Annotated in this window: 20 protein-coding genes and 2 pseudogenes; 14 read left to right on the forward strand and 8 right to left on the reverse strand. The window is 67.6% G+C overall.

The genetic code is table 11. The annotated features are described in order from the left end of the window. Window positions 1-127: 127 nt before the first annotated feature. Window positions 128-1,096, reverse strand: coding sequence for a class A beta-lactamase (gene bla, locus NI18_RS11560; RefSeq protein WP_306286386.1), 969 nt, complete (start codon window positions 1,094-1,096; stop codon window positions 128-130). Between the two features lie 69 nt (window positions 1,097-1,165). On the opposite strand from bla, the pseudogene NI18_RS11565 reads away from it, so the two are divergent. From NI18_RS11565 to NI18_RS11585, 5 genes and pseudogenes are all read left to right on the forward strand, one after another. Continuing rightward, window positions 1,166-2,021, forward strand: a pseudogene (locus NI18_RS11565) (MoxR family ATPase). A 93-nt stretch (window positions 2,022-2,114) separates the two neighbouring features. Beyond that, entirely contained in the window at window positions 2,115-3,551 is a 1,437-nt protein-coding gene (locus NI18_RS11570; RefSeq protein WP_037529998.1) for a hypothetical protein, read from the forward strand. 73 nt (window positions 3,552-3,624) lie between these two features. After that, window positions 3,625-4,170 carry a CHAP domain-containing protein gene (locus tag NI18_RS11575; RefSeq protein ID WP_031394952.1) on the forward strand — a complete coding sequence of 182 codons (546 nt, stop codon included), beginning with the start codon at window positions 3,625-3,627 and terminating at the stop codon, window positions 4,168-4,170. A 64-nt stretch (window positions 4,171-4,234) separates the two neighbouring features. Then, on the forward strand, window positions 4,235-5,413 hold the full coding sequence (locus NI18_RS11580) for a VWA domain-containing protein (RefSeq protein ID WP_037529999.1): 1,179 nt from the start codon (window positions 4,235-4,237) through the stop codon (window positions 5,411-5,413). An 83-nt stretch (window positions 5,414-5,496) separates the two neighbouring features. Beyond that, complete coding sequence (locus NI18_RS11585; protein ID WP_037530000.1) at window positions 5,497-5,805, forward strand: hypothetical protein; 309 nt, start codon at window positions 5,497-5,499, stop codon at window positions 5,803-5,805. A 58-nt stretch (window positions 5,806-5,863) separates the two neighbouring features. Here NI18_RS11585 and NI18_RS11590 read toward each other — a convergent pair whose 3' ends face one another. Continuing rightward, the gene (locus NI18_RS11590; RefSeq protein ID WP_037530001.1) at window positions 5,864-6,961 is read right to left on the reverse strand and encodes an anhydro-N-acetylmuramic acid kinase; all 1,098 of its coding nucleotides are present in this window, start codon (window positions 6,959-6,961) and stop codon (window positions 5,864-5,866) included. A 96-nt stretch (window positions 6,962-7,057) separates the two neighbouring features. Here NI18_RS11590 and rimO point away from each other — a divergent pair, with 96 nt between their 5' ends. Continuing rightward, complete coding sequence (gene rimO, locus NI18_RS11595) at window positions 7,058-8,386, forward strand: 30S ribosomal protein S12 methylthiotransferase RimO (RefSeq protein ID WP_037530002.1); 1,329 nt, start codon at window positions 7,058-7,060, stop codon at window positions 8,384-8,386. A 78-nt stretch (window positions 8,387-8,464) separates the two neighbouring features. Here the strand turns inward: rimO and NI18_RS24360 are convergent, their stop codons facing one another. Beyond that, window positions 8,465-8,611 carry a lmo0937 family membrane protein gene (locus NI18_RS24360; protein ID WP_107045915.1) on the reverse strand — a complete coding sequence of 49 codons (147 nt, stop codon included), beginning with the start codon at window positions 8,609-8,611 and terminating at the stop codon, window positions 8,465-8,467. 161 nt (window positions 8,612-8,772) lie between these two features. Between NI18_RS24360 and NI18_RS11600 the strand changes: the two genes are divergently transcribed. Together NI18_RS11600 and NI18_RS11605 are read left to right on the forward strand one after the other, a co-directional pair. Then, complete coding sequence (locus NI18_RS11600; RefSeq protein WP_031439879.1) at window positions 8,773-10,167, forward strand: serine hydrolase domain-containing protein; 1,395 nt, start codon at window positions 8,773-8,775, stop codon at window positions 10,165-10,167. A 10-nt stretch (window positions 10,168-10,177) separates the two neighbouring features. Beyond that, window positions 10,178-11,565, forward strand: a pseudogene (locus tag NI18_RS11605) (leucyl aminopeptidase family protein). Window positions 11,566-11,619: 54 nt separating this feature from the next. Here the strand turns inward: NI18_RS11605 and tpiA are convergent. After that, a complete protein-coding gene (tpiA, locus tag NI18_RS11610; protein WP_031439877.1) occupies window positions 11,620-12,375 on the reverse strand; it encodes a triose-phosphate isomerase in 756 nt (251 codons plus the stop codon). Between the two features lie 118 nt (window positions 12,376-12,493). Between tpiA and NI18_RS11615 the strand changes: the two genes are divergently transcribed. Continuing rightward, window positions 12,494-14,437, forward strand: a complete 1,944-nt coding sequence (locus NI18_RS11615) for a peptidylprolyl isomerase (protein WP_037530003.1) — start codon at window positions 12,494-12,496, stop codon at window positions 14,435-14,437. Further along, complete coding sequence (locus NI18_RS11620) at window positions 14,421-15,953, forward strand: chorismate-binding protein (RefSeq protein WP_052149160.1); 1,533 nt, start codon at window positions 14,421-14,423, stop codon at window positions 15,951-15,953. Before NI18_RS11615 ends, NI18_RS11620 begins: the two co-directional genes overlap by 17 nt. Window positions 15,954-16,013: 60 nt before the next feature. On the opposite strand, the gene NI18_RS11625 is transcribed toward NI18_RS11620, so the two are convergent. Continuing rightward, a complete protein-coding gene (locus tag NI18_RS11625) occupies window positions 16,014-16,424 on the reverse strand; it encodes a hypothetical protein (protein WP_031440380.1) in 411 nt (136 codons plus the stop codon). Window positions 16,425-16,591: 167 nt separating this feature from the next. Between NI18_RS11625 and NI18_RS11630 the strand changes: the two genes are divergently transcribed. The 4 genes from NI18_RS11630 to moaC are packed head-to-tail and all read left to right on the forward strand — an operon-like array spanning window position 16,592 to window position 19,437. Then, window positions 16,592-17,200, forward strand: coding sequence for an aminodeoxychorismate/anthranilate synthase component II (locus NI18_RS11630; RefSeq protein ID WP_037530004.1), 609 nt, complete (start codon window positions 16,592-16,594; stop codon window positions 17,198-17,200). After that, window positions 17,197-18,189: an anthranilate phosphoribosyltransferase gene (gene trpD / locus NI18_RS11635; RefSeq protein WP_037530005.1), complete on the forward strand. Its 993-nt coding sequence runs from the start codon at window positions 17,197-17,199 to the stop codon at window positions 18,187-18,189. The genes NI18_RS11630 and trpD overlap by 4 nt, the downstream gene beginning before the upstream one ends. Window position 18,190: 1 nt before the next feature. After that, on the forward strand, window positions 18,191-18,967 hold the full coding sequence (gene trpC / locus NI18_RS11640) for an indole-3-glycerol phosphate synthase TrpC (protein ID WP_031440383.1): 777 nt from the start codon (window positions 18,191-18,193) through the stop codon (window positions 18,965-18,967). Next, entirely contained in the window at window positions 18,964-19,437 is a 474-nt protein-coding gene (gene moaC, locus NI18_RS11645) for a cyclic pyranopterin monophosphate synthase MoaC (RefSeq protein WP_031440384.1), read from the forward strand. The genes trpC and moaC overlap by 4 nt, the downstream gene beginning before the upstream one ends. Before the next feature lie 24 nt (window positions 19,438-19,461). Here the strand turns inward: moaC and NI18_RS28010 are convergent, their stop codons facing one another. From NI18_RS28010 to NI18_RS11655, 3 genes are all read right to left on the reverse strand, one after another. Continuing rightward, complete coding sequence (locus NI18_RS28010; protein ID WP_347574849.1) at window positions 19,462-21,006, reverse strand: autotransporter domain-containing protein; 1,545 nt, start codon at window positions 21,004-21,006, stop codon at window positions 19,462-19,464. A 770-nt stretch (window positions 21,007-21,776) separates the two neighbouring features. Continuing rightward, on the reverse strand, window positions 21,777-22,658 hold the full coding sequence (locus NI18_RS28015) for a hypothetical protein (RefSeq protein WP_347574848.1): 882 nt from the start codon (window positions 22,656-22,658) through the stop codon (window positions 21,777-21,779). A 93-nt stretch (window positions 22,659-22,751) separates the two neighbouring features. Further along, the coding region (locus NI18_RS11655) for a TonB-dependent receptor (protein ID WP_306286387.1) at window positions 22,752-23,911 on the reverse strand (1,160 nt) is incomplete at its 5' end.

The following is a 23,911-nucleotide window of genomic DNA, read 5'->3' on the forward strand; positions in this document are numbered from 1 at the left end:
GCACGGTACGCGGCGCGCCATCACCTTCGGGGCGCAGCAGCTCTACGCCCAGCATCGCGGCCTCTGGTCGCTGCTCGAAGCCCGCGCCAGCGCGCGCGGCGATCTCTGAACGGATCGCACACGCAGCCTAGGCCAGTGTCGTAGCAACTCCCCGGGCAACCTCTGAGAACAACGTCTTGAACTGCGCCTCGGTCGGCGTGCCGCCGCGCGTGTAGACACTGATGATGATCGGCGTGTCGGGATCGCGCCACAACACCCCGACGTCGCCGGCCGCGTCCTTGCCGTTGTTCCCCGTCTTGTTGCCGATTGCCCATCCGCGCGGCAGACCGGCCCGCAACCGCGCGTCGCCGGTCCGGCATTGCCGGAGCCACAGCATGAGCAGCGCGCGCGACGAGGGCGACAACGCCGGACCACGCGTCAGCCGTCCGATCGTCGCCGCCATCGCCCTCGGCGTCGTCGTGTTGCGCAACCCACCCGGCGGCGTACGGTTCAGGAACGGCTCGATATCGTCCAGCCGGCTGACATCGTCGCCGAGACCCCGCCAATAGGCGGTTAGCGCCGCAGGACCGCCGATCCGCTGCAACAAGATGTTGGCGCAGCTATTGTCGCTCTGCTCGACCGCCGCTCGGCACATTTCGCCAAGCGACATCTCGCCCCGCGCCAGATTCTGCCGGGCGACGGGCGCGTGCCAGTCTTGCAAGTCGGCGGGGACGAGCGCGATCTCGTCCGCAAGCCTGAAGCGGCCGCGATCGACCCCGTCGAGCACGCAGGCGGCGAGCGACGCCTTGAATGTGCTGCACATGACGAACCGCTCATCGGCACGCCAGGCGATCGCCCTCCCCGTCATCAGGTTGCGCGCGTAGAGCCCGACATGGCCGCCGCTCGCGGTCTCATAGTCGGCGACGCCGGGCGGAGGAGCCACGCTGCGTGCGAAGGCCGGACGCGTGACGAGCGTTGCGGAAACGCCCGACAGGACGGCCCGCCTGTTCAGCATGATGATCGTGATGCCTCCTCCAGCCGCGCCGTTTCGCCGCGCGATCGTTCCGTACACCGTCCGGTCCTTGCCACGAACCCCGATGGCTGTCGGTGTCGCCATCGTCCGGGTTGCGTCGGATACCCAACAGCTTCTATCCGTACCGGGAATTCGATTCTGACGGGAATGGGCATGAAGCGCTTCGAAGGCACGCAGAGCTATGTCGCGACCGACGACCTCAAGGTCGCGGTCAACGCCGCGGTGACGTTACGCCGCCCGCTGCTCATCAAGGGTGAGCCCGGCACCGGCAAGACCGTGCTCGCCTATGAGATCGCCAAGGCGCTCGGCGCGCCGCTGATCGAATGGAACATCAAGTCGACGACCAAGGCGCAGCAGGGGCTGTACGAATATGACGCGGTCGCCCGCCTGCGCGACGGCCAGCTCGGCGACGAGCGCGTCCACGACATCGGCAATTATATCCGCAAGGGCAAGCTCTGGGAGGCGTTTACTCAGCCGGCGCCGCCCGTCCTGCTGATCGACGAGATCGACAAGGCAGATATCGAGTTCCCGAACGACCTGTTGCAGGAACTCGATCGGATGGAGTTCCACGTCTACGAGACCAAGGAAACCGTCCGCGCGGTCGAGCGTCCGATCGTCATCATCACCAGCAACAACGAGAAAGAACTGCCCGACGCATTCCTGCGCCGCTGCTTCTTCCACTATATCAAGTTCCCCGATCGCGACACGATGCAGGCGATCGTCGACGTCCATTTCCCCGGGATCCAGCGCATGCTCGTCTCGCGCGCGATGGACCTGTTCTACGACGTCCGCGACGTCCCCGGCCTCAAGAAAAAAGCCCTCGACCTCCGAGCTGCTCGACTGGCTCAAGCTGCTGCTGCACGAGGACATGCCGCTCGAGACGCTGCAGAACCGCGATCCGACCAAGGCGATCCCGCCGCTGCATGGCGCACTGCTTAAGAACGAACAGGACGTGATGCTCTTTGAACGCCTCGCCTTCATGGCAAAGCGGCAGAAGAACCAGGGGTAGCTTCGGGAGCGACGAGACAGCAGCGGCCGGAACGGTCCGCCTGAGCGACGCTGAAAACGCGGCTTTAATCAGTTGCGCGCTAATGCTCCGGGGGTGCGTCACAACCTGTCCCTCCCCGCGGCATACGCTCTGCTTGCGATCCTGGGCGTCGCGGTCTGGGTCCGGATCCTATCGGCCCATGGCGGGCTGTGGGTCGACGAGGCGTGGTCTGCGGTGCTGGTGGCGAGGGCGGACACACCCTGGGCCGTGTTCACCTCGATCAACCACGACAACAACCACCATCTGAACAGCTTGTGGATGCAGGCGGTCGGCTATGCCGCGCCGCCGCTGGCCCTGCGTGCGCTGTCGATCGTCACCGGCGCCGCCACGGTGCTGGTCGTCGCTGCGATCGGTGCGCGGCGCTCCGCGGCACATGCACTGGTCGGTGCAGCGCTGTTCGCGCTGTCGCCGATCCTGGTCAATTATGGCAGCGAAGCGCGCGGCTATGCGCCAATGCTGCTGTGCGCGGTGGGTGCGATCCTGGTCGCCGCACGCTGGCTCAACGCCCCTGGCCCTGCGCCCCGCCATGCGCCGGGGCTGCTTGCGCTGCTGACCATTCTCGGACTCCTGTCGCAATTGACGATGCTGTTCTTCGTGGTCGCGATCGCCGGCTGGGTCGCGCTGACGCTGCGCCAGCGGGTTGCCACAGGGACGGCCGCCGCGATGACCGCGCGGCTGATGCTGCCGAGCCTCGTTGCCGTCCTGCTCGTCGTCACGCTGGTCTTCGGCGCCGCGGCCGCAAGCCCCGGCGGCATGCAGGTCGGCGATTATGTGCCCTTCTCGTTCGCAAGCCTGGTCAGCGCGCTGCAGGTCATGCTGGCGACGACGCTCGGCGCATCCGCCTTGCCGCGTTGGTGGATCGCGGTGCTCGCGCTCACACTATGCGTCGCGGCAATGGCCGCCGTGGCGCAACGACGACCAATGGCATGGCTGGCGATGCTCGCCATTGCAGGACTGCCGATCGCCCTCGCCACGCTTCAGGTCGCCAATACGGGGATGCCGCGCTATTTTCTGCTCTCCAGCGTGGCTATACTGCTGCTCCTGACCGACCTGATCGCCACCGCGCTGACGAAAGGCCCGCGGTCAAGGATGCTGGCCGCGCTCGCTCTCACCCTCCTCGCGATCGGCATAGTCGACGACATCGCGCAGGACATTAAGCGACGACGCGGCGATATCGATGCCGCCATCGCCCGCGTCCGCATCGAAGCACCGGGCGGCGCGCGCGTTCATGTCGATCACCTCCAGCCCGTTGCCCCGCTTCGGGTCGCAGCCGCGACGGCGCGCTATCCGCTCGTTCTGACGAGTGAATGCCGACCTGCGCAGTTCGTCTTTGTCGATCTCGACGACGGCGGCGCGGCGGCCACGACGCGACGCTGCGGACGCGTCTATACGCTCCGGACCGTCCGCCGCCGGGGGATGCTGTCGGGAACCGACTGGGCGCTTTACGGACTACCGCACGCGCGCAACGCCTTGTCGTCTAATCCATATTGAGGCTGGCGCATCGTCATGCCATTAACCACAGGCGGCAACATGGCGGTCATGGGACGGCCTTTAGGATCACGGGATGAATCGCTTCAGTCGCGCCCTTCTCTCCGCTGTCCTCACGATCGGCGCGGGGTCTGCTGCACAGGCATCGCTGCTCGACTATGTCGGCCAGTGCGTTCCGTTTGCGCGGGCGGCCTCGGGGATCGAGATCTATGGCGATGCCTGGACCTGGTGGCGTCAGGCCGATGGCCGGTACGAGCGGACGCACCGACCAAAGACGGGCTCCGTCATCGTCTTCGCCAAGACGGCCCGCCTGCCTATGGGGCATGTCGCGGTCATCAGCCGCGTCGTCGAGAAGCGCGTCGTGATGCTGACCCATGCCAATTGGTCGCGCCAGAACGGCGAACGCGGTCATGCCGAACAGGACGTCACGCTGTTCGACGTCTCGCCAGCCAATGACTGGAGCCGCGTCAAGGTCTGGTACAAGGATGTCGACGGCCTCGGCGGCGGGATCTACCCCGTCTACGGCTTCATCCACGGCGATGCGCGACCCGCGGCCGAACTGACCAGTCGCAATCCGGATTATGTCGGTGCGCTGATCGACGCATACGTCCCGGGCAGCTGACCGCGCATACCCGATCCTCGACTCGCCCCTCGACTTCGCGGGGCTGGAGAGGCAGGATGAGGAAATGTTTCTCAACTTTCTCGACGAGCTGCGCAGCGCGGGCATCCCGGCCAGTCTCAAGGAGCATCTGCTCCTGCTCGAGGCGCTCGACGCCGAGGTGATCGAGCGCACACCCGAAGATTTCTACTACCTCTCCCGCGCGGTCTATGTGAAGGACGAGGGGCTGCTCGACCGCTTCGACCAGGTCTTCGCCAAGGTCTTCCGCGGCCTCGCCACGAGCTATGGCACGACGCCGACCGACATCCCCGAGGATTGGCTGAAGGCGGTCGCGGAGAAATTCCTCACCCCGGACGAGATGGCCGCGATCCAGTCGCTGGGCTCGTGGGACGAGATCATGGAGACGCTCAAGAAGCGGCTTGAGGAACAGCAGGGACGCCATCAGGGCGGCAACAAATGGGTCGGCACCGGCGGCACCTCTCCGTACGGCAATGGCGGCTACAATCCCGAAGGCGTCCGCATCGGCGGCGAGAGCCGGCACAAGCGCGCGCTCAAGGTCTGGGACCAGCGCGAGTTCCGCAATCTCGACAACACGCGCGAACTCGGCACGCGCAACATCAAGATCGCGCTGCGCCGCCTGCGCCGGTTCGCGCGCGACGGCGCGGCGGACGAACTCGACATCGACGGCACGATCGCCGGTACCGCACGTCAGGGCTATCTCGACATCGTCATGCGCGCCGAACGCCGCAATGCGATCAAGATGCTGCTGTTCCTCGACGTCGGGGGATCGATGGATCCCTTCGTCAAGCTCTGCGAGGAGCTCTTCTCGGCCGCGACCACCGAGTTCAAGAACCTCGAATTCTATTATTTCCACAATTGCCCCTACGAAGGCGTGTGGAAGGACAACACGCGCCGCTTCGCCGAGCGCACACCTTTGTGGGACGTGCTCCACAAGTTCGGCCACGACTACAAACTCGTGCTGGTCGGTGACGCGTCGATGAGCCCGTACGAGATCACCCATCCCGGCGGCTCGGTCGAGCATTTCAACGAGGAGCCGGGCGCGGTGTGGATGCAGCGCCTGACGACCACCTATCCGTCTGCGGCATGGCTCAACCCCGTGCCCGAGGCGCAATGGGGCTACTCGCAATCGGTCCGCCTCATGCGCGAACTGATGACCGACCGCATGTACCCGCTGACTCTCGCCGGTCTCGACAACGCGATGCGTGAGCTGACCCGCAAGCGCTAAGGCCCCGCCTGCGCGATCCCGTAACGGAACCGTCATGGATCCGGTCGGTTTAGCGTGCATCATCCCTGTGCGAGGAATAGCTTATGTCGTCGATCCCGAATTCCGCCATGCCCCATGCCAAGGTCAAGCATGACGACGACGCCACGCCGGCCCCCGCCGCGAAGGGCGACTGGATGGACGATGCGACGGACGCGGCAAAGGCCGGCATCGCCACCGCCACCGACGCGGTGAAGTCGCACCCGAAGACCGCGATCGCGGTCGGCGCCACGCTGGTCGCCGGCATTGCTGCTGCGATCGCCGCACCTGCGCTCCGCGCAAAGGACGCACCGGAAAAGAAGACTCCGCCAAAGCCCGCGCCCAAGAAGCCCGGCAAGCCGAAGAAGTCCCACTAATCGAAATGCATGGCCCGCCGACAAAGGCGGGCCATCACCTCTCGCATGTTCAGTAGCCTTAAACCGCGTGGACGACCCCGCCAGCCATCGCCGCTGGCACCCCCGTCGTTCCTGGAAAACTGATCGGCAGCCCGCGGAGCGTCCGCACCGCCATATAGGCGAAACCTTCCGCCTCCAGCGCATCGCCGTTCCACCCGAGCGCGTCAGTCGCCTCAACGCCCAGCCCGGTCGCCGCGGCGATCATGGCCAGCATCGTCGGATTATGACGTCCACCGCCCGCGACCAAAAGCCGCTTTGGTCGCGCGGGCAGATGCCGGACCGCATCCGCAACCGTCTCCGCAGTAAATGCGGTCAGCGTTGCCGCGCCATCCGCCGCCGACAGCCCGCGTGCCGGCTGAATCGTGAAGTCATTGCGATCGAGCGACTTGGGCGGCGGTGCATCGAAGAACGGGTGATCGAGCATCGCCGTCAGTACCGTCTCGTCGACGCGCCCCGCCGCCGCCAGCGCGCCCCCCTTGTCGTAGCGCGCGCCCGTCTCCGCCTCGACCCAGCTGTCGATCAGGCCGTTCGCCGGCCCCGTATCGAACGCGACCAGCGAGTCGTTGCCATTTGTCGCACCGGGAATGAAGGTGATGTTGCCGACCCCGCCCAGGTTCAGCACCGCGACCGGCCCGTCGAGCGTGGACGCCAGCGCCGCATGATAGACCGGCAACAGCGGCGCGCCCTGCCCCCCCGCCGCCACATCGGCTGACCGGAAATCGGATACCGTCGTGATCCCCGTGGCGCGTGCCATCGCCGCGCCGTCGCCGATCTGCCAGGTCCAGCCCCGATCGGGCCGATGCGCGATCGTCTGTCCGTGAAACCCGATCACGTCTACTTCCGCTGCGGCGACACCGGCATCCGCCAGCAGCTTGTGTACCGCGAAGACATGCGTACGCGTGATGAGATCACCCGCCGCGACGATTGGCGGACTGGCGCGCGGCCGATCGAACGTCAGCGCCATCCGTGTCGCGTCGAACAGTTCCGCGCGCGCCGCATCCGAATAGGGCTCCCCACGGAACGCGATGGGGCGGACCATCGCCTCGCCATCGGTCTCGATCAGCGCGGCGTCGATCCCGTCGAGCGATGTCCCCGACATCAATCCAATCGCCAGCATTTTGGGTCCCTTTCCCTGTCCTCAGACCCGGCCATGACGGATCGCATCTCGACCGCCTAGAAAAAACCGAACTTTGCGCCTATGTGCGCGGCTCCCATGGCAACCATACTCCCCACTCCGCCCAAGATCGGCATGGTCTCGCTCGGCTGTCCGAAGAACCTCGTCGACAGCGAGCGGATTCTCACGCAGCTGCGCGGCGACGGCTATCAGATGTCGCCCGACTATGCCGGCGCCGACGTTGTCCTCGTCAATACCTGCGGCTTTCTCGATTCGGCGAAGGAAGAAAGCCTCGAGGCGATCGGCGAAGCCATCGCCGAGAACGGCCGTGTCATCGTCACCGGCTGCATGGGCAAGGAAGCCGAGGCGATTCGCGCGCGCTTCCCGCAGGTGCTCGCGATCACCGGTGCGCATGAATATGAGCAGGTCGTCGGCGCGGTCCACGAAGCCGCTCCGATGCCGCCCTCCGCATTCCTTAACCTGATTCCGGATGCCGGGCTCAAGCTGACGCCGCGCCACTACAGCTATCTGAAGATCTCCGAGGGCTGCAACCATCGCTGCTCCTTCTGCATCATCCCGAGCCTGCGCGGCGATCTCGTCAGCCGTCGTCCCGACGCGATCCTGCGCGAAGCCGAAAAACTGGTCGCCGCGGGTACGAAGGAGCTGCTAATCATCAGCCAGGACACGTCGGCCTATGGCGTCGACCTGCGCCACTCGGTCTGGCCGTTGAAGGGTGGCGGCGAGGTTCGTGCGCACATGACCGATCTCGCGCGCGAACTCGGCAAGATCGCGCCGTGGGTGCGGCTGCATTACGTTTACCCCTATCCGCACGTCGACCACGTCATCCCGTTGATGGCGGAGGGCTTGGTGCTGCCCTATCTCGACATTCCGTTCCAGCATGCCGCGCCAGCGGTGCTGCGCCGGATGAAGCGCCCAGGCAACGACGCCAAGGTGCTCCAGCGCATTCACAAATGGCGTGAGATCGCGCCCGACATCACGATCCGCTCGACCTTCGTCGTCGGCTTCCCCGGCGAGACCGAGGAGGATTTCCAGTATCTGCTCGACTGGCTCGACGAGGCGCAGCTCGACCGCGTCGGCGCGTTCCGGTTCGAACCGGTCGAGGGCGCGGCGGCCAACCTGCTGCCGGACCATGTGCCCGAGGAGCTCAAGGAAGAGCGCTACGCCCGGATCATGGAAAAGACCGCGGCGATTTCCGCGGCCAAGTTGCAGGCCAAGATCGGCCGGACCCTCGACGTGATCATCGACGTGGTCGACGACGAAGGGGCGACGGGTCGCTCACAGGCGGATGCGCCCGAGATCGACGGCGAGGTCTTCCTGCGCGACGCAGGTCACCTGACGGTCGGCGATATCGTACCCGTGACGATCGAAGATGCCGACGACCATGATCTGTACGGCGTGCCGGTCTGACGCGCCTGCGTCGGTCTTGACGCAACGGTACTACCCCAAGGTGCACGCGAAAACGCCTGCACCTTGGGGCTCACACGTTCAGACGACGTTGCGACCGGTGAACAGCTTCACGAGCACCACGATCACCGCGATCACCAGCAGGATGTGGATCAACCCGCCCGCGACGTGAAAGGCGAAACCGGCAAGCCAGAGGACGAGCAAGATGACGGCGATGGTCCAGAGCATGGCAGTTCCCAATCTGTTTTGATGACGTGATCGATGCCGCTGAAACGTCCCCGCGCTCGAGCGTGTTCCGCCGTTTAACCTGATATGGGTTAAGCTCCTCAGCTAGCTCGACATTAAGTTGCGACGTTGCGCCGACACCCGCCTTCTGCTTCGATGTCGCCATGCTGTTTCGCCTGTTCACGCTCGCCGCGCTCGCGCTTCCTCTCCCAGCCATCGCCCAGTCGCTCACGCCTGCGGAAACCTCGCAGATCGATACGCTCGTTGCCGGTTCGCTCCGCGATACGGGCGTCCCGTCCGCATCGATCGCGATCGTGCGCGGCGGGCGGATCATATTCGCCAAGGCCTATGGCAAGCCGTCGGAAACGATCGCCGTGGCGGATCCGGCGTTGCCCTACCAGATCGCGTCGATTTCGAAGCAATTCACCGCCGCCGCGATCCTGCTGCTCGAGGATGAGGGCCGGCTGAGCCTCGACGATACGGTGGCAAAATATGTCCCCGGCGTGACCGGCGGCGACCGCATCACGATCCGCCAGTTGCTCAGCCACACCTCGGGCCTGCAGGACTATTGGCCGCAGGATTACAGCTTTGCGGCAATGGCGACCCCCGTCACGCCGCAGCAGATCGTCGATCGCTGGGGGAAGAAGCCGCTCGATTTCGAGCCGGGCACGCAGTGGCAATATTCCAACACCGGCTATGTCGTCGCGGGCCTGATCGTCGAGAAGATCGCGAAACAACCGCTGCTCGACTTCCTGCAGCAGCGCATCTTCAAGCCGCTCGACATTCGCGCACTCGATCAGGACAAGGCGATCGGCAAGGGCTTTCCACAAGGCTATGGCCGTTTCGCGCTCGGGCCCGTCCGTCCCGAGACGCCGAGTGCGCCGGGCTGGCTCTATGCCGCGGGCGAGCTGTCGATGAGTGCGCGGGACCTCGCCAAATGGGACGTAGCGCGGCTTACCCGCACCACGCTGCCCGCGGACGACTGGGCGGCGCAGGAGACCCCTATCAGGCTCGTCGACGGATCGACCAATGGCTATGGCCTCGGCGTCTCGACTGGCACCACCAACGGGCGTCGCTACGTCGAGCATAGCGGCGAGGCGGTCGGTTTCCTGTCCGAGAACATCGTGTATCCCGACGATCAGGCGGCGATCGTCGTGCTTACCAACAGCTGGTTCAGCGATGCGGTCGGCCGCATCTCGAGCGGGATCGCGAAGATCGTCCTGCCACCCCCCGCCGCGAGCGCAGAAGATGCCGCCGCCCTGCCCAGGGCACGCGCAGTCTACGATCAGCTCCGCACCGGCACGCTCGACCGCAGCCGCCTGACCGAGGACGCCAATTTCTATTTCAAGCCGGTCGCGCTCGCGGACTATAAGTCGAGCCTCGGCGCGCTCGGCGAACCGACCGGTTTTGCGCAGACCGGCCGCGCCCGCTTGCGCGGCGGCTTCGTCAACCGCACCTATCGCATCACCTATCCCGACCGTACGCTCTCGCTCAGCACCTATGCCGAACCCGGTGCGAGCGGCCGGTACGAACAATTCCTCGTGGCTCCCTCTCAGTAACTGGCACGCAATGACCGATTTCTCTTCCCTGCTTCAGCCCGACCGCGGCCAGCCCGCCACGCCGATCCACGTCGTCCGTCCGGAGGAGTTTGCGAGCTGGCTCGGTGCTCAGCCGCCGCGCATCCGCACCGCGGTCGCGGCGCATGGCCTGACCGGCAAGCCCGGCGACCGCGCCGTGCTGCCCGGCGACGCCCCTGACACATGGTCGATGCTGCTCGTCTGTGACGAGGCGATGTCGTCGCCGTGGCGGATCGCCTCGCTCGGTGCCACACTCCCCGCGGGCACCTACCGCCTCGCGCAGGGCAACGTGGGGGGTGCCGGACTCGGCTGGATGCTCGCACAGCATCAGTTCGATCGCTATCGCAAGCCCGCCGCGAAGCCTGCGCGCGTGTTGCTGACGAGCGAAGTCGCGTCGATCGAGCCGACGATCCGTCTTGCCGAGGCGACCGCAATGGTCCGCGACCTCGTCAACACCGGCGCATCGGATCTCGGTCCCGCCGAGCTCGAGACGGCGGTCGAAGCGCTCGCCGCACGGCATGGCGCGACCGTGACGACGACGCGCGGCGACGCGCTCGCCAGCGGCTATCCGATGATCCACGCGGTCGGCCAGGCAGCATCGGAGGCACGCGCGCCCCGGCTGATCGAGCTCGAATGGGGCGACCCCACGCACCCGCGCGTTGCGCTGGTCGGCAAGGGCGTCTGCTTCGACTCGGGCGGCCTGGACATCAAGCCGTCGGCGGGCATGCGGCTGATGAAGAAGGACATGGGCGGCGCCGCGCACACGCTCGCCCTGGCCGGGCTGGTGATGGGGGCGAAGCTCCCCGTCCGGCTCCACCTGCTCATCCCCGCGGTCGAGAATGCGATTGCCGGAAATGCCTTCCGCCCGGGCGACGTACTCGACACGCGACAGGGCATGACGGTCGAGAATACCAATACCGATGCGAGGGGCGGCTCGTTCTCGGCGACGCACTGACCCGCGCGGTCGAGCACCGCCCTGCGCTGGTCCTCGACTTCGCGACGCTGACGGGCGCGGCGCGTGTCGCGCTCGGCCCCGATCTTCCGCCGCTGTTCACCGACGACGAGACGCTCGCAGCCGAGCTGATCGCCGCCAGCCATGACCAAGCCGACCCGCTCTGGCGGATGCCGTTGTGGAACGGGTATGACGACATGCTCAAGTCGGACATCGCCGATCTGGTCAACGCGCCCGATGGCGGTTTTGCCGGCGCGATCACCGCGGCGCTGTTCCTGCGCCGCTTCGTGCCGCCCGGCATCGCCTGGGCGCATCTCGACGTGTTCGCCTGGCGCCCGATTGCGAAGCCCGGCCGCCCCAAAGGGGGCGAGGCCTATGCCTTGCGCGCCGCCTTCGCGATGCTGAGCACGCGGTACGGCGCCCCCTGACCAAAGGCCTGACGCGGCACGCCCGACGATAGGGCGTGCCGCGCTCTCGGCGGGTCAGCCGACGCTGTCGATGCTCGCCGCGGCCTCGATGATCGGGACGAACTTGTCCGCAGTCAGGCTGGCGCCACCGACCAGCGCGCCGTCGACATTCGCGGTCGTTAGGATCGCCGCGGCATTGCTGCCCGTCACCGACCCGCCATAGAGGATCCGCACGCCCGCTGCCGCATCGCCGATCAGCATACGCAGCTTCGCCCGCGCGATCGCATGAATCGCGGCGATCTCGTCGAGCGTCGGGGTGCGTCCGGTGCCGATCGCCCAGCGCGGCTCATAGGCCAGCGTGAACCAGCTCCCGTCCGCATTGTCGGGCACCGACTTCTCGATCTGCGCCTGCACGACACGTTCGGCCCGGTCGGCATCGCGTTCGGCCTCGGTTTCGCCGCAGCACAGGATGACGCGCAGCCCCTGCCGCCGCGCCGCCGCCGCCTTCGCCCAGGCGTCGTGGCTGGTTTCGTGCTGGTCAGCACGGCGTTCCGAATGACCGACGATCGTGAAGCGCGCACCCGCTTCCTTCACCATCCCCGCCGAAACGCAACCCGTATGCGCGCCCGAATCGGCCTCGTGCACATCCTCGGCACCGATCGCGAGCGCCGGCGCGCGATCAGCCGCCGCGGCGATCAGCGTGAAGGGCACGGCAATTTCCACATCGACGTCCGGCGCCGCCGCCGCCGCCGCCGCGATCGCGTCGAGTTCGGCCAGCGCCGCGCGCGACCCGTTCATCTTCCAGTTTCCCGCTACCAACTTGCGCCGCATCGCACTCTCCCGATCATCATCGGTCCCGGATAGCGCCGACACGGAACGGCACAAGCTTGAAGCGCGCCGATGCGCACCGTAAAGCGGAAGGAACTCAGTCCCTGTCGATCGGCCATTCATGCTCAGTTTCTTCCGCCGCCTCACCCAGTCGAGGTTCGGCGTGATCATCACCTTCGGCCTCCTCGGCGTCATCGCACTCGCCTTCGCGGCGGGTGACATGACCGGGTTGGGCGGCGGAACAAGCGGCATCGCCGCCGACGACGTCGCGACGGTCGGCAAGGCGGACGTGACGGCGAACGAGCTTCGCACGCGTGTCCAGACCGAGATGGAAGGCTTCCGCCAGCAGCAGCCGACGCTCGACATGGCGAGCTATGTCCAGCAGGGCGGCTTCGACGGCACGCTGGACCGCATCACGGCGAGCCTCGCGCTCGAGCAGTTCGGCCGGCAGCAGGGCATGGTCGTCAGCAAGCGCGCGGTCGACGGGCAGATTGCCAGCATCCCCGCGCTGCAGGGCCCGACCGGCAAGTTTGATCCGTCCCTGTATCAGCGCGTGCTGGTCGAACGGAAGCTGACCGACGCGCAGATTCGCGCCGACATCGTCCGCGACACCTATGCGCAGCAGCTGATCCTGCCGACGCGCGGCGCGTCGCAGGTCCCGAGCCAGCTCGCCCTCCCCTTCGCCTCCTTGCTGCTCGAGAAGCGCAGCGGTCTCGTCGGCTTCATCCCGACCGCCGCGGTGCCGGCCGGCCCTGCGCCGACCGACGCCGAACTGAACGCCTTCTATCGTCGCAACGTCGCGCGCTACACGATCCCCGAACGCCGCGTCATCCGCTACGCCGTCGTCGACGCAGCGCAGGTCAAGGCGCAGGCCGTCCCGACCGACGCGGAAATCGCCGCGCAGTATCGGCAGGATCGCGCCCGCTATGCCCCGACGGAGAAGCGCACGATCACGCAGGTCGTCGTCGCTGATCAGGCAGGCGCCACCGCGATCGCTGCCAAGGTGAAGGCCGGAACCGCGATCGCCGACGCCGCCCGCGCCGCCGGGCTCGAGGCATCGACGCAGACGGCTGTCGAGAAGGCCGCCTATGCCGGCACGACCAGCCCGCAGGTCGCGGATGCCGTGTTCGCGGCAGCGAATGCCGCGGTTGTCGGCCCCGTCCGTACGCCGCTCGGCTGGACGATCGCTCGCATCGATTCGATCCAGAACGTCCCCGCCAAGACGCTCGACCAGGCACGGGGCGAGATCGCCACAGCACTCAGCGCGCAAAAGGCACAGGCAGCGCTCGGCAAGATCCATGACGCGATCGACGATGGCCTGTCGGACAATGCGACGTTCGACGAGATCATCGCGGACCGCAAGCTGACCGCGATCACCACGCCCGGCCTCGTTGCCAACGGCACCAACCCCGACGCGCCCGCCACCCAGCCCGACGCCGCGCTTGCGCCGATCGTCAGCGCCGCGTTCCAGGCCACCGAGGGTGATGCGCCGCAGATGGTCCAGACCGGGTCGGACGGCAGCTTCGCGGTCGTCGCGCTCGGCCGTGTCGTTCGTGCAGCACCCCGTCCGCTCGCACAGGTCCGTCCTGCCGTGATGCGCGACCTGATGGCCGACCGCGCCAGCCAGGCCGCCCGCAAATATGCCAATGCCGCGCTGGCCCGGATCAACAAGGGCATGCCGCTGCAGCAGGCGCTGGGGCAGTCGGGCTTCCCTGTCCCGCCCGCGCGCCCCGTCACGGCGTCGCGCGCGCAGATCATGCAGAACCCCGAAAACACCCCGCCCGTGCTGCGCCTGATGTTCAGCATGGCGCAGGGTACCGCCAAGACGATCGCCGGCCCCGATGGCTGGTTCGTGGTCAAGCTCGACAAGATCGATCGCGGCAATGCGACCGGCAACCAGGCGGCGATCCAGGCCGCTCGCGGTTCGATCGCGCGCAGTGTCGGCCGCGAATATGTCGACCAGTTCGTCAAGGCCGTCCGCGCGCAGGTCGGCGTGAAGACCGATCCGAAGGCCGTCGCCCGCGTCCGGGCCGAACTGCTGGCACAGGGTGGTTCCAATAACTGAGCTCGCACGCGCGGCGCTCGCCGCCGGACGCCCTGCCCTCGTCTGGCGGCGGCAGGTCGCCGACACGGAGACGCCGGTCGCCGCCGCCCTCAAGCTCATCGAGCCGGGGCGTGGCGACTTCCTGCTCGAGTCGGTCGAGGGCGGCGCAACACGCGGACGGCACAGTCTGATCGGCCTTGCGCCCGACCTGCTGTTCCGTGCCGCGGGTCATCGTGCCGAGATCAACCGTCACTGGTCGACGGATCGCGAGGCGTTCGAGCCCTGTGCGCTGCCCACACTCGATGCCCTGCGCGCTCTGGTCGCCGAATGCCGCAGCGACGTCCCGGAGGAGCTGCCACGCGCGCTCGCCAGTCTGGTCGGCTATTTCGGCTATGAGACGGTCGGTCTGGTCGAGACCCTGCCGCAACCCGACAGCGATCCGCTCGGCCTGCCCGACATGATCTTCGTGCGTCCCTCGGTGGTTCTCGTCTTCGACCGGCTCGCCGATGCGCTGTTTCTTGTCGCCCCCGCCTGGCCGGATCCCGCGATGGATCCCGCCACGATCGTCGCGCGTGCCGAAGAGCGACTCGACGCCGTCGCCGCGAAGCTCATGACCACGCCGGTACCGGCGCCGGTCCGGGCGGTCTCACCAGAGCCGTCCTACACGCCGGCGCTGTCGCCGGATCGCTACGGCGCGATGGTCGCGCGCGCGAAGGACTATATCGTGGCCGGGGACATCTTCCAGGTCGTCCTTGCCCAGCGCTTCAGCACGCCGTTCACGCTCCCGCCGTTCGAGCTCTATCGCTCGCTGCGGCGGATCAATCCGTCGCCCTTCCTCTACCACCTCGATCTTCCCGGCTTCGCGCTGATCGGATCCTCGCCCGAGATCCTCGTCCGCGTCCGCGACGACGAGGTGACGATCCGCCCGATCGCCGGGACCCGCCCACGTGGCCGCAGTGCTGCGGAGGACGAGGCGAACCGGACCAGCCTGCTGGCCGATCCGAAAGAACGCGCGGAGCATCTGATGCTGCTCGACCTCGGCCGCAACGATGTCGGACGGGCATCGGCGCCGGGGTCGGTCCGCGTCACGGCAAGCTACGGCGTCGAATTCTACAGTCATGTCATGCACATCGTCTCGAACGTCGTCGGGTCGCTCGCGCCCGGCAGCGATGCGCTTGATGCGCTGTTCGCGGGGTTCCCGGCGGGCACAGTCAGCGGCGCCCCCAAGGTCCGGGCGTGCCAGATCATTGCCGAACTCGAACCCGAACGACGTGGCGCCTATGCCGGCGGCGTCGGCTATTTCTCTCCCGACGGATCGATGGACTCGTGCATCGTGTTGCGGACCGCGGTCGTGAAGGACGGGATGATCCATGCACAGGCCGGGGCGGGAATCGTCGCGGACAGCGATCCCGTGTCCGAACAGCGCGAATGCGAGGCCAAGGCCGGGGCGATCCTCGCCGCCGCCCGCGAAGCGGTCGCGCGCGCCGCGGGACGTCCTACGGGCAGTAATCCCGCCATCGTTCGACAAACACAGTAAAAGGCCGCGGGCGTCAGATGACAACCGCGGCCTAGGATCCGGATAGCGCTCGCTGTGGCGTCAGGGATCGATAGCCTGCCCGGCAGCCTGCGCACGACGCTCGGCCGAATAGGCGCGGGCACGCGCGAGCGCACATCCCGACTGTCCACCCGTACCGACCGGCGAACAGGTGTCCGGCAGCCCGCCCGCGACGCGGCCGACCTGATCGACGGTTGCAGCCCGGTTGACCCAGCTCTGGTTCTGCGCGGCGATCGGTGCGGTATCGCGCAGTTCCTTGGGAATACGATAGGGTTGATCGAGCGTCGAGCAAACGACGATCTCGCCATTGGTCGATGTCGGGCACTTCTGCCCAGCCCCCAGCGTAACGCTGCGGATGCGCTGCGGGGGCTGGCCTTGTTCGGCCGTCTGCTCCTGCGCCGAAGCGAGGGCGGGAAGCGCGATCAGCGCGGCGAGGACGGTGAGACGGAACATTGGTGGAAAACTCCTTGCAGACAGACAACGTCTGCCGCCGCAGGTTGCTCCGTGCTGAATAGCATGCCCCGCGCTTTGCCCTGCACCGATTATGGCCGACATGATGTGCAGCGTCGCCCGATGCGCATCCCCGTTGCACCGGCTTCGACTTCGTCTATGGCGAACGCATGATCCTGGTCGTCGACAATTACGACAGCTTCACCTGGAACCTCGTCCATTATCTGATGGAACTGGGTGTCGAGGTGGAGGTCGTCCGCAACGATGCGATCTCCGCTGGACAGGCCCTGTCGTCCGGCGCGGAGGCGTTTCTCATTTCCCCCGGCCCCTGCACGCCGACCGAAGCGGGCGTCAGCCTCGACCTCGTCGCCGCCTGCGCGGATGCCGGCAGGCCGCTGCTTGGCGTCTGCCTCGGCCATCAGGCGATCGGGCAGCATTTCGGCGGCAAGGTCGAACGTGGCGGGCTGATGCACGGCAAGACGTCGCCGGTCGTCCATGATGACACCGGCCTCTATGCCGGCCTCCCTTCGCCGTTTATCGCGACGCGCTATCATTCGCTGATCGTCAACGCGGTCCCCGACACGCTCGTCGTCAACGCGACCGCGCAGGATGGCAGCGTGATGGGGTTCCGCCACGCGACGCTGCCGATCCACGGGGTGCAGTTCCATCCCGAGAGCATCGCGACCGAACACGGCCACGCGATGCTCGCCAATTTCCTGACGCTCGCGGGGATTCCGCATCAGCTGCCCGACCGCCTGTGCGAGGGGCTCGATCGATGACGACCACCGTGCTCCTGCCAGATCCGACGACGCCGCTTTCGCGCGAGACCGCGCGTGCGGCGTTTGCCGACATCCTCGACGCGCGCGCCAGCGAAGACGCGATCGCCGCATTCCTGATCGCCATGTCCGAGCGAGGCGAAACCAGTATCGAGATCGCCGAGGCCGCGCGTGCGCTGCGTGAGCGGATGATCCCGATCGATGCGCCGCCGGGCGCGATCGACGTCTGCGGCACCGGCGGCGATGGCCACCATACGCTCAACGTCTCGACCGCCGTCGCGCTCGTCGTCGCAGCCTGCGGCGTGCCCGTCGCCAAGCATGGCAACCGTGCCGCCTCGAGCAAGGCCGGCGCCGCCGACACGCTCGAAGTCCTCGGCCTCGACATGGACCGCGCGGGCGCAACCGCCGAGGCCAGCCTGCGCGACATCGGCATCGCCTTCCTGTTCGCCGCCAATCACCATCCGGCGATGAAGCGGATCACCCCGATCCGTCAGCGTATCGCCAGGCGGACGATCTTCAACCTGATGGGGCCGCTCGCCAATCCCGCGCGAACGACGCGTCAGCTCATCGGCATCGCGCGGCCCGATTATGTCCCGCTCTACGCCGATGCCCTCGCCCAGCTCGGTACCCAGGCCGCACTCGTCGTCTCCGGCGAGGAAGGGCTCGACGAACTGTCCGGCGCGGGCCCCAGCGTCGTTGCGTCCATCGGCAACGTCGCGCTTCCCGCGCGCGTCACGCCCGACGATGCAGCGTTGCCGCGGCATGCGATCACGGCAATTCGCGGCGGTGATGCCGCCCATAATGCAGAGGCGCTCCGCCGCCTGCTGAAGGGCGAGGCGGGCGCCTACCGCGACGCCGTCCTGCTCAACGCCGCCGCGGCCTTGATGGTCGCCGGGACCGTCCCCACCCTTGTCGCAGGCGCCGCGCTCGCCGCCACCGCCCTGGACACCGGCAGCGCCGACGCGCTGCTCGACCGCTGGATCGCCTACTGACATGACCATGCTCGACCGTATCCTCGAGACCAAGCGCGCCGAAGTCGCCGCGCGCAAGGCCACCACCTCGTTGTCGGACATCGATGCCGGCATCGCCCGCATGTCCGCGCCGCGCGGCTTCCGCGCCGCGCTCGATGCGAAGTCCGGCTATGCCTTGGTCGCCGAGGTCAAGAAGGCCAGTCCGTCCAAGGGGCTGATCCGCGCCGATTTCGATCCCCCCGCGCATGCCCGCGCCTATGAGGCGGGCGGTGCCGCCTGCCTCTCGGTGCTGACCGACGAAAAATGGTTCCAGGGCGCTGACGCCTATCTGTCCGCCGCGCGTGACGCCGTGTCGATTCCGGTGCTGCGCAAGGATTTCATGGTCGACCCGTGGCAGGCGACCGAGGCGCGCGCGATCGGCGCCGACGCGATCCTGATCATCGTCGCCGCGCTCGACGATATTCAGATGGCGGAGATCGAGGCCTCGGCACTCGAATGCGGGATGGACGTACTGGTCGAGATCCACGATGCGCACGAACTCGATCGCGCGCTCAAGCTCAAATCGCGGCTGATCGGGGTCAACAACCGCGACCTGCGCGACTTCACCGTCGACTTCCAACGGACCTACGACCTGGTCGACAAGGCACCGCGCGACTGTACCTTCGTCGCCGAAAGCGGGCTGACGACGCGCGCCGACCTCGACGCGATGGCCGAGCGCGGGATCCGGTGTTTCCTGATCGGGGAAGCGCTGATGCGCCAGGACGATGTCGAAGCCGCGACGCGGGCGCTGGTCGGATGAGCCAGCTGACGCATGTCGATGCGGCGGGTGCCGCGCGGATGGTCGATGTCGGCGGCAAGACGCCGACCGCACGCGAGGCGGTCGCGACCGGCCGGATCACAATGTCGGCCGAGGCCGCGCGCGCAATCGCCGAGGGCTCGGCCAAGAAGGGTGACGTCATCGCCGTCGCCCGCGTTGCGGGGATCATGGCCGCCAAGCGGACCAGTGATCTGATCCCTCTGTGCCACCCTCTGCCGCTGACGAAGATCACGCTCGACCTCGACGTCGACGCCAGCGGCGTCACCGCGACCGCAACCGTCGCGACCGACGGCAAGACCGGCGTCGAGATGGAAGCGCTCACCGCGGTCGGGGTCGCGCTGCTCACCGTCTACGACATGGCCAAAGCGATCGACAAGGCGATGGAGATCGACGGGATCCGCCTGCTCGAAAAGCGCGGCGGCAAGTCCGGGGACTGGTCCGCACCGCGCTGACGCGGGCAGACCAGTCTTCCGTCGTTACAACCCGATCTGCAGGCTTGCGCGCAGCGACAATGCGGCGCGGCCCTGCTGCTCCTCGGCGTTGAATTCGCCGCCGAAGCGGAACGCTGCATTGCCGCCGACCGCGCGCAGCTTGCCGACCCAGCCGCTGGTGCGCTCCTCGGGTGTCAGCGTGAACGCGGTCCCGCCGGCAAAGGCCGCGGTCGTCGCACCCAGCCCCCCGCCAACGAGTTCGCGCCGCCCGCCCTCGAGCTCAAAGCGGAACCAGCCTGCGTCCTGGTTCTGCCCGCCGAGATCGAGACCCAGCGCCGCGCTGCCGGTGACCGCCAGTTCGTCGCTGCTGCGCGACTGGACGACCAGATCGATCGCGGTGCCGCCCCCGGTTTCGCTATAGCCGTCCTCCTTCAGCTTGTAATAATCGACCGCGATGATCGGCCGGAACGAGATATTGCCCAGATCGGCATCATAGGACAGGCCGCCCGACGCCGAGTAGAGCGTGCCGTTCCAGTCCGCGCTCGACACGCGCTGGACCGCCTCGGTCCCCGCGGTGCCGGCAAATCGCCGCACGCCGTCGAACCCGATCCGTGCACCCGAGGCGCGGGCATTGGCGTTCAGCCCGCCCCAGTGCCCACGCCAATAGGCCGCGAGCTCATACTGATTGGAACTGACTTCGTTGCTGGTCCCCTCATCGGCATCGCGACCGCTGAGATAGGCGAGCGAGGCACCGATATTGCCCAGCCCGGTCTTGTATTCGGCCCCGCCGGAGACGCCCCAGCCGGTCACGTCATAGCCGCCGGTATCGCCGATGCTCTTCGACGTGCCCCAGCCGACCTGGCTGACCCAATAGCCCCACTGCCCCTCGTCCTTGAACGGGCCGTGCGGGTCGGCGATCACCCGGGCGGTCGCGCGCGAGCCCATCGTCACGGTCTCGAACGTCCCGCCGGCATGATCCGGAAGCATTTGGCGCAGCGATCCGCGAAATGCGTCGCCGTCATTGATGTTCAGGAACGCCTGGCCGACCTTGGCGTCAGTACCGAGCGCCGCATAGACCGCATTGTAGGCGGAAGTCTGCGAGCGGTTGAGGCCGAGTTCGACCGTGGTCTTGCGGACGATGTCAATCGCAACGTCGTTGCCCGTGCCCGTCGCGACATTACCCTTGTAAAGGAACGGCAACAGCGTGGTCGAGGCGGTCAGGTTTGCCGCGCCGGTCAGGCTCCCCGCACGCAGGACCGTGTACCGTCCTTCCGCACCGGTGATGCTGGCGAGCTTGAGCGCGAGCTTGGTGTCCTTCTCGAACGATGCCACCCCGGCGACGGTGATCGACGTCCCCGTCCCCCCGGTCTTGTCCAGCGTCACCGCCAGCACGCTGCCCGAACCCATCGCCAGCGACGCGATCGTTGCCGCCTTGGTCAGGTCGAGCGTACCGCCTGCGACCGTCACCGCCAGCCCGCCGCTGTTCGCGAGCGTGCCCGAAAAGCGCGATGTCCCGCCGATGGTCAGCGTGTCCGCCCCGCCACCGAAATCCGCCGCGCCGCTGAACACCGCCGTCCCGGCAAGTGCCATCGTGTCGTTGCCGGTGCCGAAGAGCGCCGCCCCCGCATAGGCTGCGTCGCCCGACAGCGCGAGACGGTTCGCGCCGCCGCCGAACCGGGTCGTGCCCGACACGGTGCCATCGGCGATCTCGAACACGTCGTTCCCCGTACCGAAGCGGACGTCGCCGACGATGCTCGGCGCCGTGACGCCCGCCGCGACCGCGGTTTGGCGGACGGTGGCGCCCGCCGTCGTTGCAGACAGGTCGATCGCGACGTTGCGCTCCGACGTCGCGAGTGCACCGCTTGCGGTGATCGCCCCGCTATTCTCCACCAGCGTCACCCGGCCGGACCGGTCGAGGATCGCGGTGGCGCTGCCATCGGCGGCCTGTGCGCTCGCCTTGATCGTCCCGCTGTTGCGGATCGTGCCGACCGTCGCGCCCGCCTCGACGAGGACCGCGCTCGACAGCGACGCGGTCGTACCGCCGCCTGCCGCCGCGATCGTTCCGGCATTGCGCAGTTCGGGCGTCGTCGTGCCGCTGCCGATCCGGATCGCGGTCGCACTCGCCCCGTTGGCCTGCGCCTGGACCGTGCCGTTGACCGCAATCCCGTTGACGATCGACACGCTGCCACCAAGGCCGCCGATCGACAGGCCGGTCGCGGTGACACCCGCATAGACACCGCTGCCACCGATGCCGCCATCGACGATCAGGCCGAAATTCGTGCCGCTACCCGCGACTGCGCCGATCGCGACCGCATTGGTCGCCGACCCGATCTGGACCGCGGGCGCCGCGCCATAGGCGGTCACCGACGCCGATCCTTCCTTGCTGTCGTCGATCCCGTCCTTGTCCTCGTCATTGTCGGTCGTGCTGGCATCCTTTGGCGGCACCGCGAAGACGATCCCGCCCGACACGTTGCCCGCGACGACCAGCGCCGATCCGCCCTGCAACAGGTCGTCGGCATCAAGCTCGACGGATCCGCCGGCGCGGTGGTGGTGCGGTAGCCCGTCGCGCCGAGCGCCCCCTGCACCACCAGCGCACCGGTGATCGCGCCATCGAGCCGGACCGCCACGGCTCCCTGCCCGATCGCCGCCACCGTCCCGGCAAGCCGGACGTTGCCGGTGATGTCGCTCGTCCGCACGCCGACGACGTTCGTTCCCGTCACCGCAATCGTGCCCTCGGTCTTGAGCGCGCCGGACAGCGGGCCGCCGAGCCAGATCCCTGCGGACTCGTTCCCTTCGACCGTGATCGCGCCCGTATTGGTGATGGCACCGCTATAGGCGCCTGCGGTGCGGATGCCGGTCCGGCCGCTGCCCGCAGCGAAGGGGCCGTCGAGATCGCCATCCTTGTCGACGTCGGTCGCCTCATAGGTCTCGTCGACGATGATCTTGCCGCTGTTCGTGATACCGCCGCCGGTCCCCGCAACCGCGAGAATGCCCGTGGCATTGTCCGCATTGGTGACCTGGACGGTGCCTTCGTTGGTGACGGCATGCACGCTGTCGATCGTCACCGCCGTGCCGCCGGCAGGGGTCACCGATCCCGCCGTCGTGATCCGGATCGCATCCGGCGCCCCGGCCTTCACGGTCGAGGTCCGCACCGCATCGGTGCGCTTGGTCTCGATCGTGGTCTGCGCATGGGCCGGAACGACCGCCATCAGGCAGGTAGAGGCAAGCAGGATACGACGCATGAACCAGGTCCCTTTTCGAATATGTTTCGAACACAGGACGGAACCATTGCCGCGCAGCCTTGCCGGGCTGCGCAGCTTTTCAGAATGCCGCGTCTATCCCCAGGCGCAACGTGCGAGGCCGCAATGGCGTGATCTGGCCGCTGCCGATCTGGAACGCGTGCCAAGCGCGAAGCGATTGCCGGTGCCATCCGTCAAATTGGTCACGCCGAGCGTCAGACCCAGTGTCGGCCGGCCGACCCGCATTGTCAGCGCGGTGTCGAGATAATCGCCCTGCTCCTCCCCGAGCACCGGGCCGATACCGAGCCGGGAGCGGCCGACATAGCGCGCCCAGCCGTAGACCCGCAGGTCGAGGTCACCGCAGAGCGGCCGGCTATAGTCGAGCCCCAACCGCCCTGCGAACCGGGCGATATTGGGAACCTGGCTCATCCGCGCGAACGCCAGGGCATAGGCCTGGCTGGGTTCGGTCACCCGGCTGTCGTTATAGGTCAGCCCGGCGTCGATCGTGAGCCCGGCGACCGGTCGCCAGGCGGCCGCCGCGCTTGCCGACCAGATCCGGCCGTTGCCGATATTGGCAGTGCTCGGTAGCCCCGACCCGTCGATGAAGTCCGCCTGAATATCGTCCCAGAGCGTATGTGACAGCCCGGCCGACACGGATACCGCGTCGATCCCGCTCTGCCCGAACCGTATGCCGCTTTCGATCGTGCGGACCCGGTCGTTGCGGAACCGCCGGACGAAGTCGCTCTCGATCGCGAGCCCGCCGGGCCGGAACCCCTGCTGGTACCGGGCATAGAGCGACAGCCGCGGCAGCACGGTTGCGATCAGCGATCCGGACGGCAACAGGCTCGTTTCACGACGACTGGCGGTCACCTGCGCACGCGCGAGCGCGACCGGAGCGAGGGCCTCCGCCAGATCCTGGCCCGTTCCCGACAGCGCGGCCCGTGTCACGCGCGCGCCGCCGGTCGCGATCAATCCGGGGAACAGCGCGACGCTGGCCTCGCCATAGAGCGTCGCCTCGTCGATCCGGTTGGTAACGCCCGTCACGGGCACCGGTGCCTCGACTGCGCCGAGTGCGCGCGACAGCCGCGTCCGGTTGTGCGTGAAGCTGCCGCCCACCACCCAGCCGAAGCCGGCGCGCATCGGCCGCCACAGCCGGGTCTCGTTGGTCAGCATCGCGGTCGCGTTGCGCTGCACGAACAGCCGCGGATCGCCGTTCACCATGGTGGCGTCATAGCGTTCCGTCAGCGTCTGCCGAC

Origin of the sequence: Sphingomonas sp. Ant20 (assembly GCF_000783375.1) — a bacterium.
GTDB classification, from domain to species: domain Bacteria; phylum Pseudomonadota; class Alphaproteobacteria; order Sphingomonadales; family Sphingomonadaceae; genus Sphingomonas; species Sphingomonas aerolata.

Bases quoted from the DNA above. Each gene is read 5' to 3' on its own strand.
- bla (WP_306286386.1), bottom strand. From the start codon at position 1,096: ATGGCGACACCGACAGCCATCGGGGTTCGTGGCAAGGACCGGACGGTG.
- NI18_RS11575 (WP_031394952.1), top strand. From the start codon at position 3,625: ATGAATCGCTTCAGTCGCGCCCTTCTCTCCGCTGTCCTCACGATCGGC.
- NI18_RS11580 (WP_037529999.1), top strand. From the start codon at position 4,235: ATGTTTCTCAACTTTCTCGACGAGCTGCGCAGCGCGGGCATCCCGGCC.
- NI18_RS11585 (WP_037530000.1), top strand. From the start codon at position 5,497: ATGTCGTCGATCCCGAATTCCGCCATGCCCCATGCCAAGGTCAAGCAT.
- NI18_RS11590 (WP_037530001.1), bottom strand. From the start codon at position 6,961: ATGCTGGCGATTGGATTGATGTCGGGGACATCGCTCGACGGGATCGAC.
- rimO (WP_037530002.1), top strand. From the start codon at position 7,058: ATGGCAACCATACTCCCCACTCCGCCCAAGATCGGCATGGTCTCGCTC.
- NI18_RS24360 (WP_107045915.1), bottom strand. From the start codon at position 8,611: ATGCTCTGGACCATCGCCGTCATCTTGCTCGTCCTCTGGCTTGCCGGT.
- NI18_RS11600 (WP_031439879.1), top strand. From the start codon at position 8,773: ATGCTGTTTCGCCTGTTCACGCTCGCCGCGCTCGCGCTTCCTCTCCCA.
- tpiA (WP_031439877.1), bottom strand. From the start codon at position 12,375: ATGCGGCGCAAGTTGGTAGCGGGAAACTGGAAGATGAACGGGTCGCGC.
- NI18_RS11615 (WP_037530003.1), top strand. From the start codon at position 12,494: ATGCTCAGTTTCTTCCGCCGCCTCACCCAGTCGAGGTTCGGCGTGATC.
- NI18_RS11625 (WP_031440380.1), bottom strand. From the start codon at position 16,424: ATGTTCCGTCTCACCGTCCTCGCCGCGCTGATCGCGCTTCCCGCCCTC.
- NI18_RS11630 (WP_037530004.1), top strand. From the start codon at position 16,592: ATGATCCTGGTCGTCGACAATTACGACAGCTTCACCTGGAACCTCGTC.
- trpD (WP_037530005.1), top strand. From the start codon at position 17,197: ATGACGACCACCGTGCTCCTGCCAGATCCGACGACGCCGCTTTCGCGC.
- trpC (WP_031440383.1), top strand. From the start codon at position 18,191: ATGACCATGCTCGACCGTATCCTCGAGACCAAGCGCGCCGAAGTCGCC.
- moaC (WP_031440384.1), top strand. From the start codon at position 18,964: ATGAGCCAGCTGACGCATGTCGATGCGGCGGGTGCCGCGCGGATGGTC.
- NI18_RS28010 (WP_347574849.1), bottom strand. From the start codon at position 21,006: ATGGCACTTGCCGGGACGGCGGTGTTCAGCGGCGCGGCGGATTTCGGT.
- NI18_RS28015 (WP_347574848.1), bottom strand. From the start codon at position 22,658: ATGCGTCGTATCCTGCTTGCCTCTACCTGCCTGATGGCGGTCGTTCCG.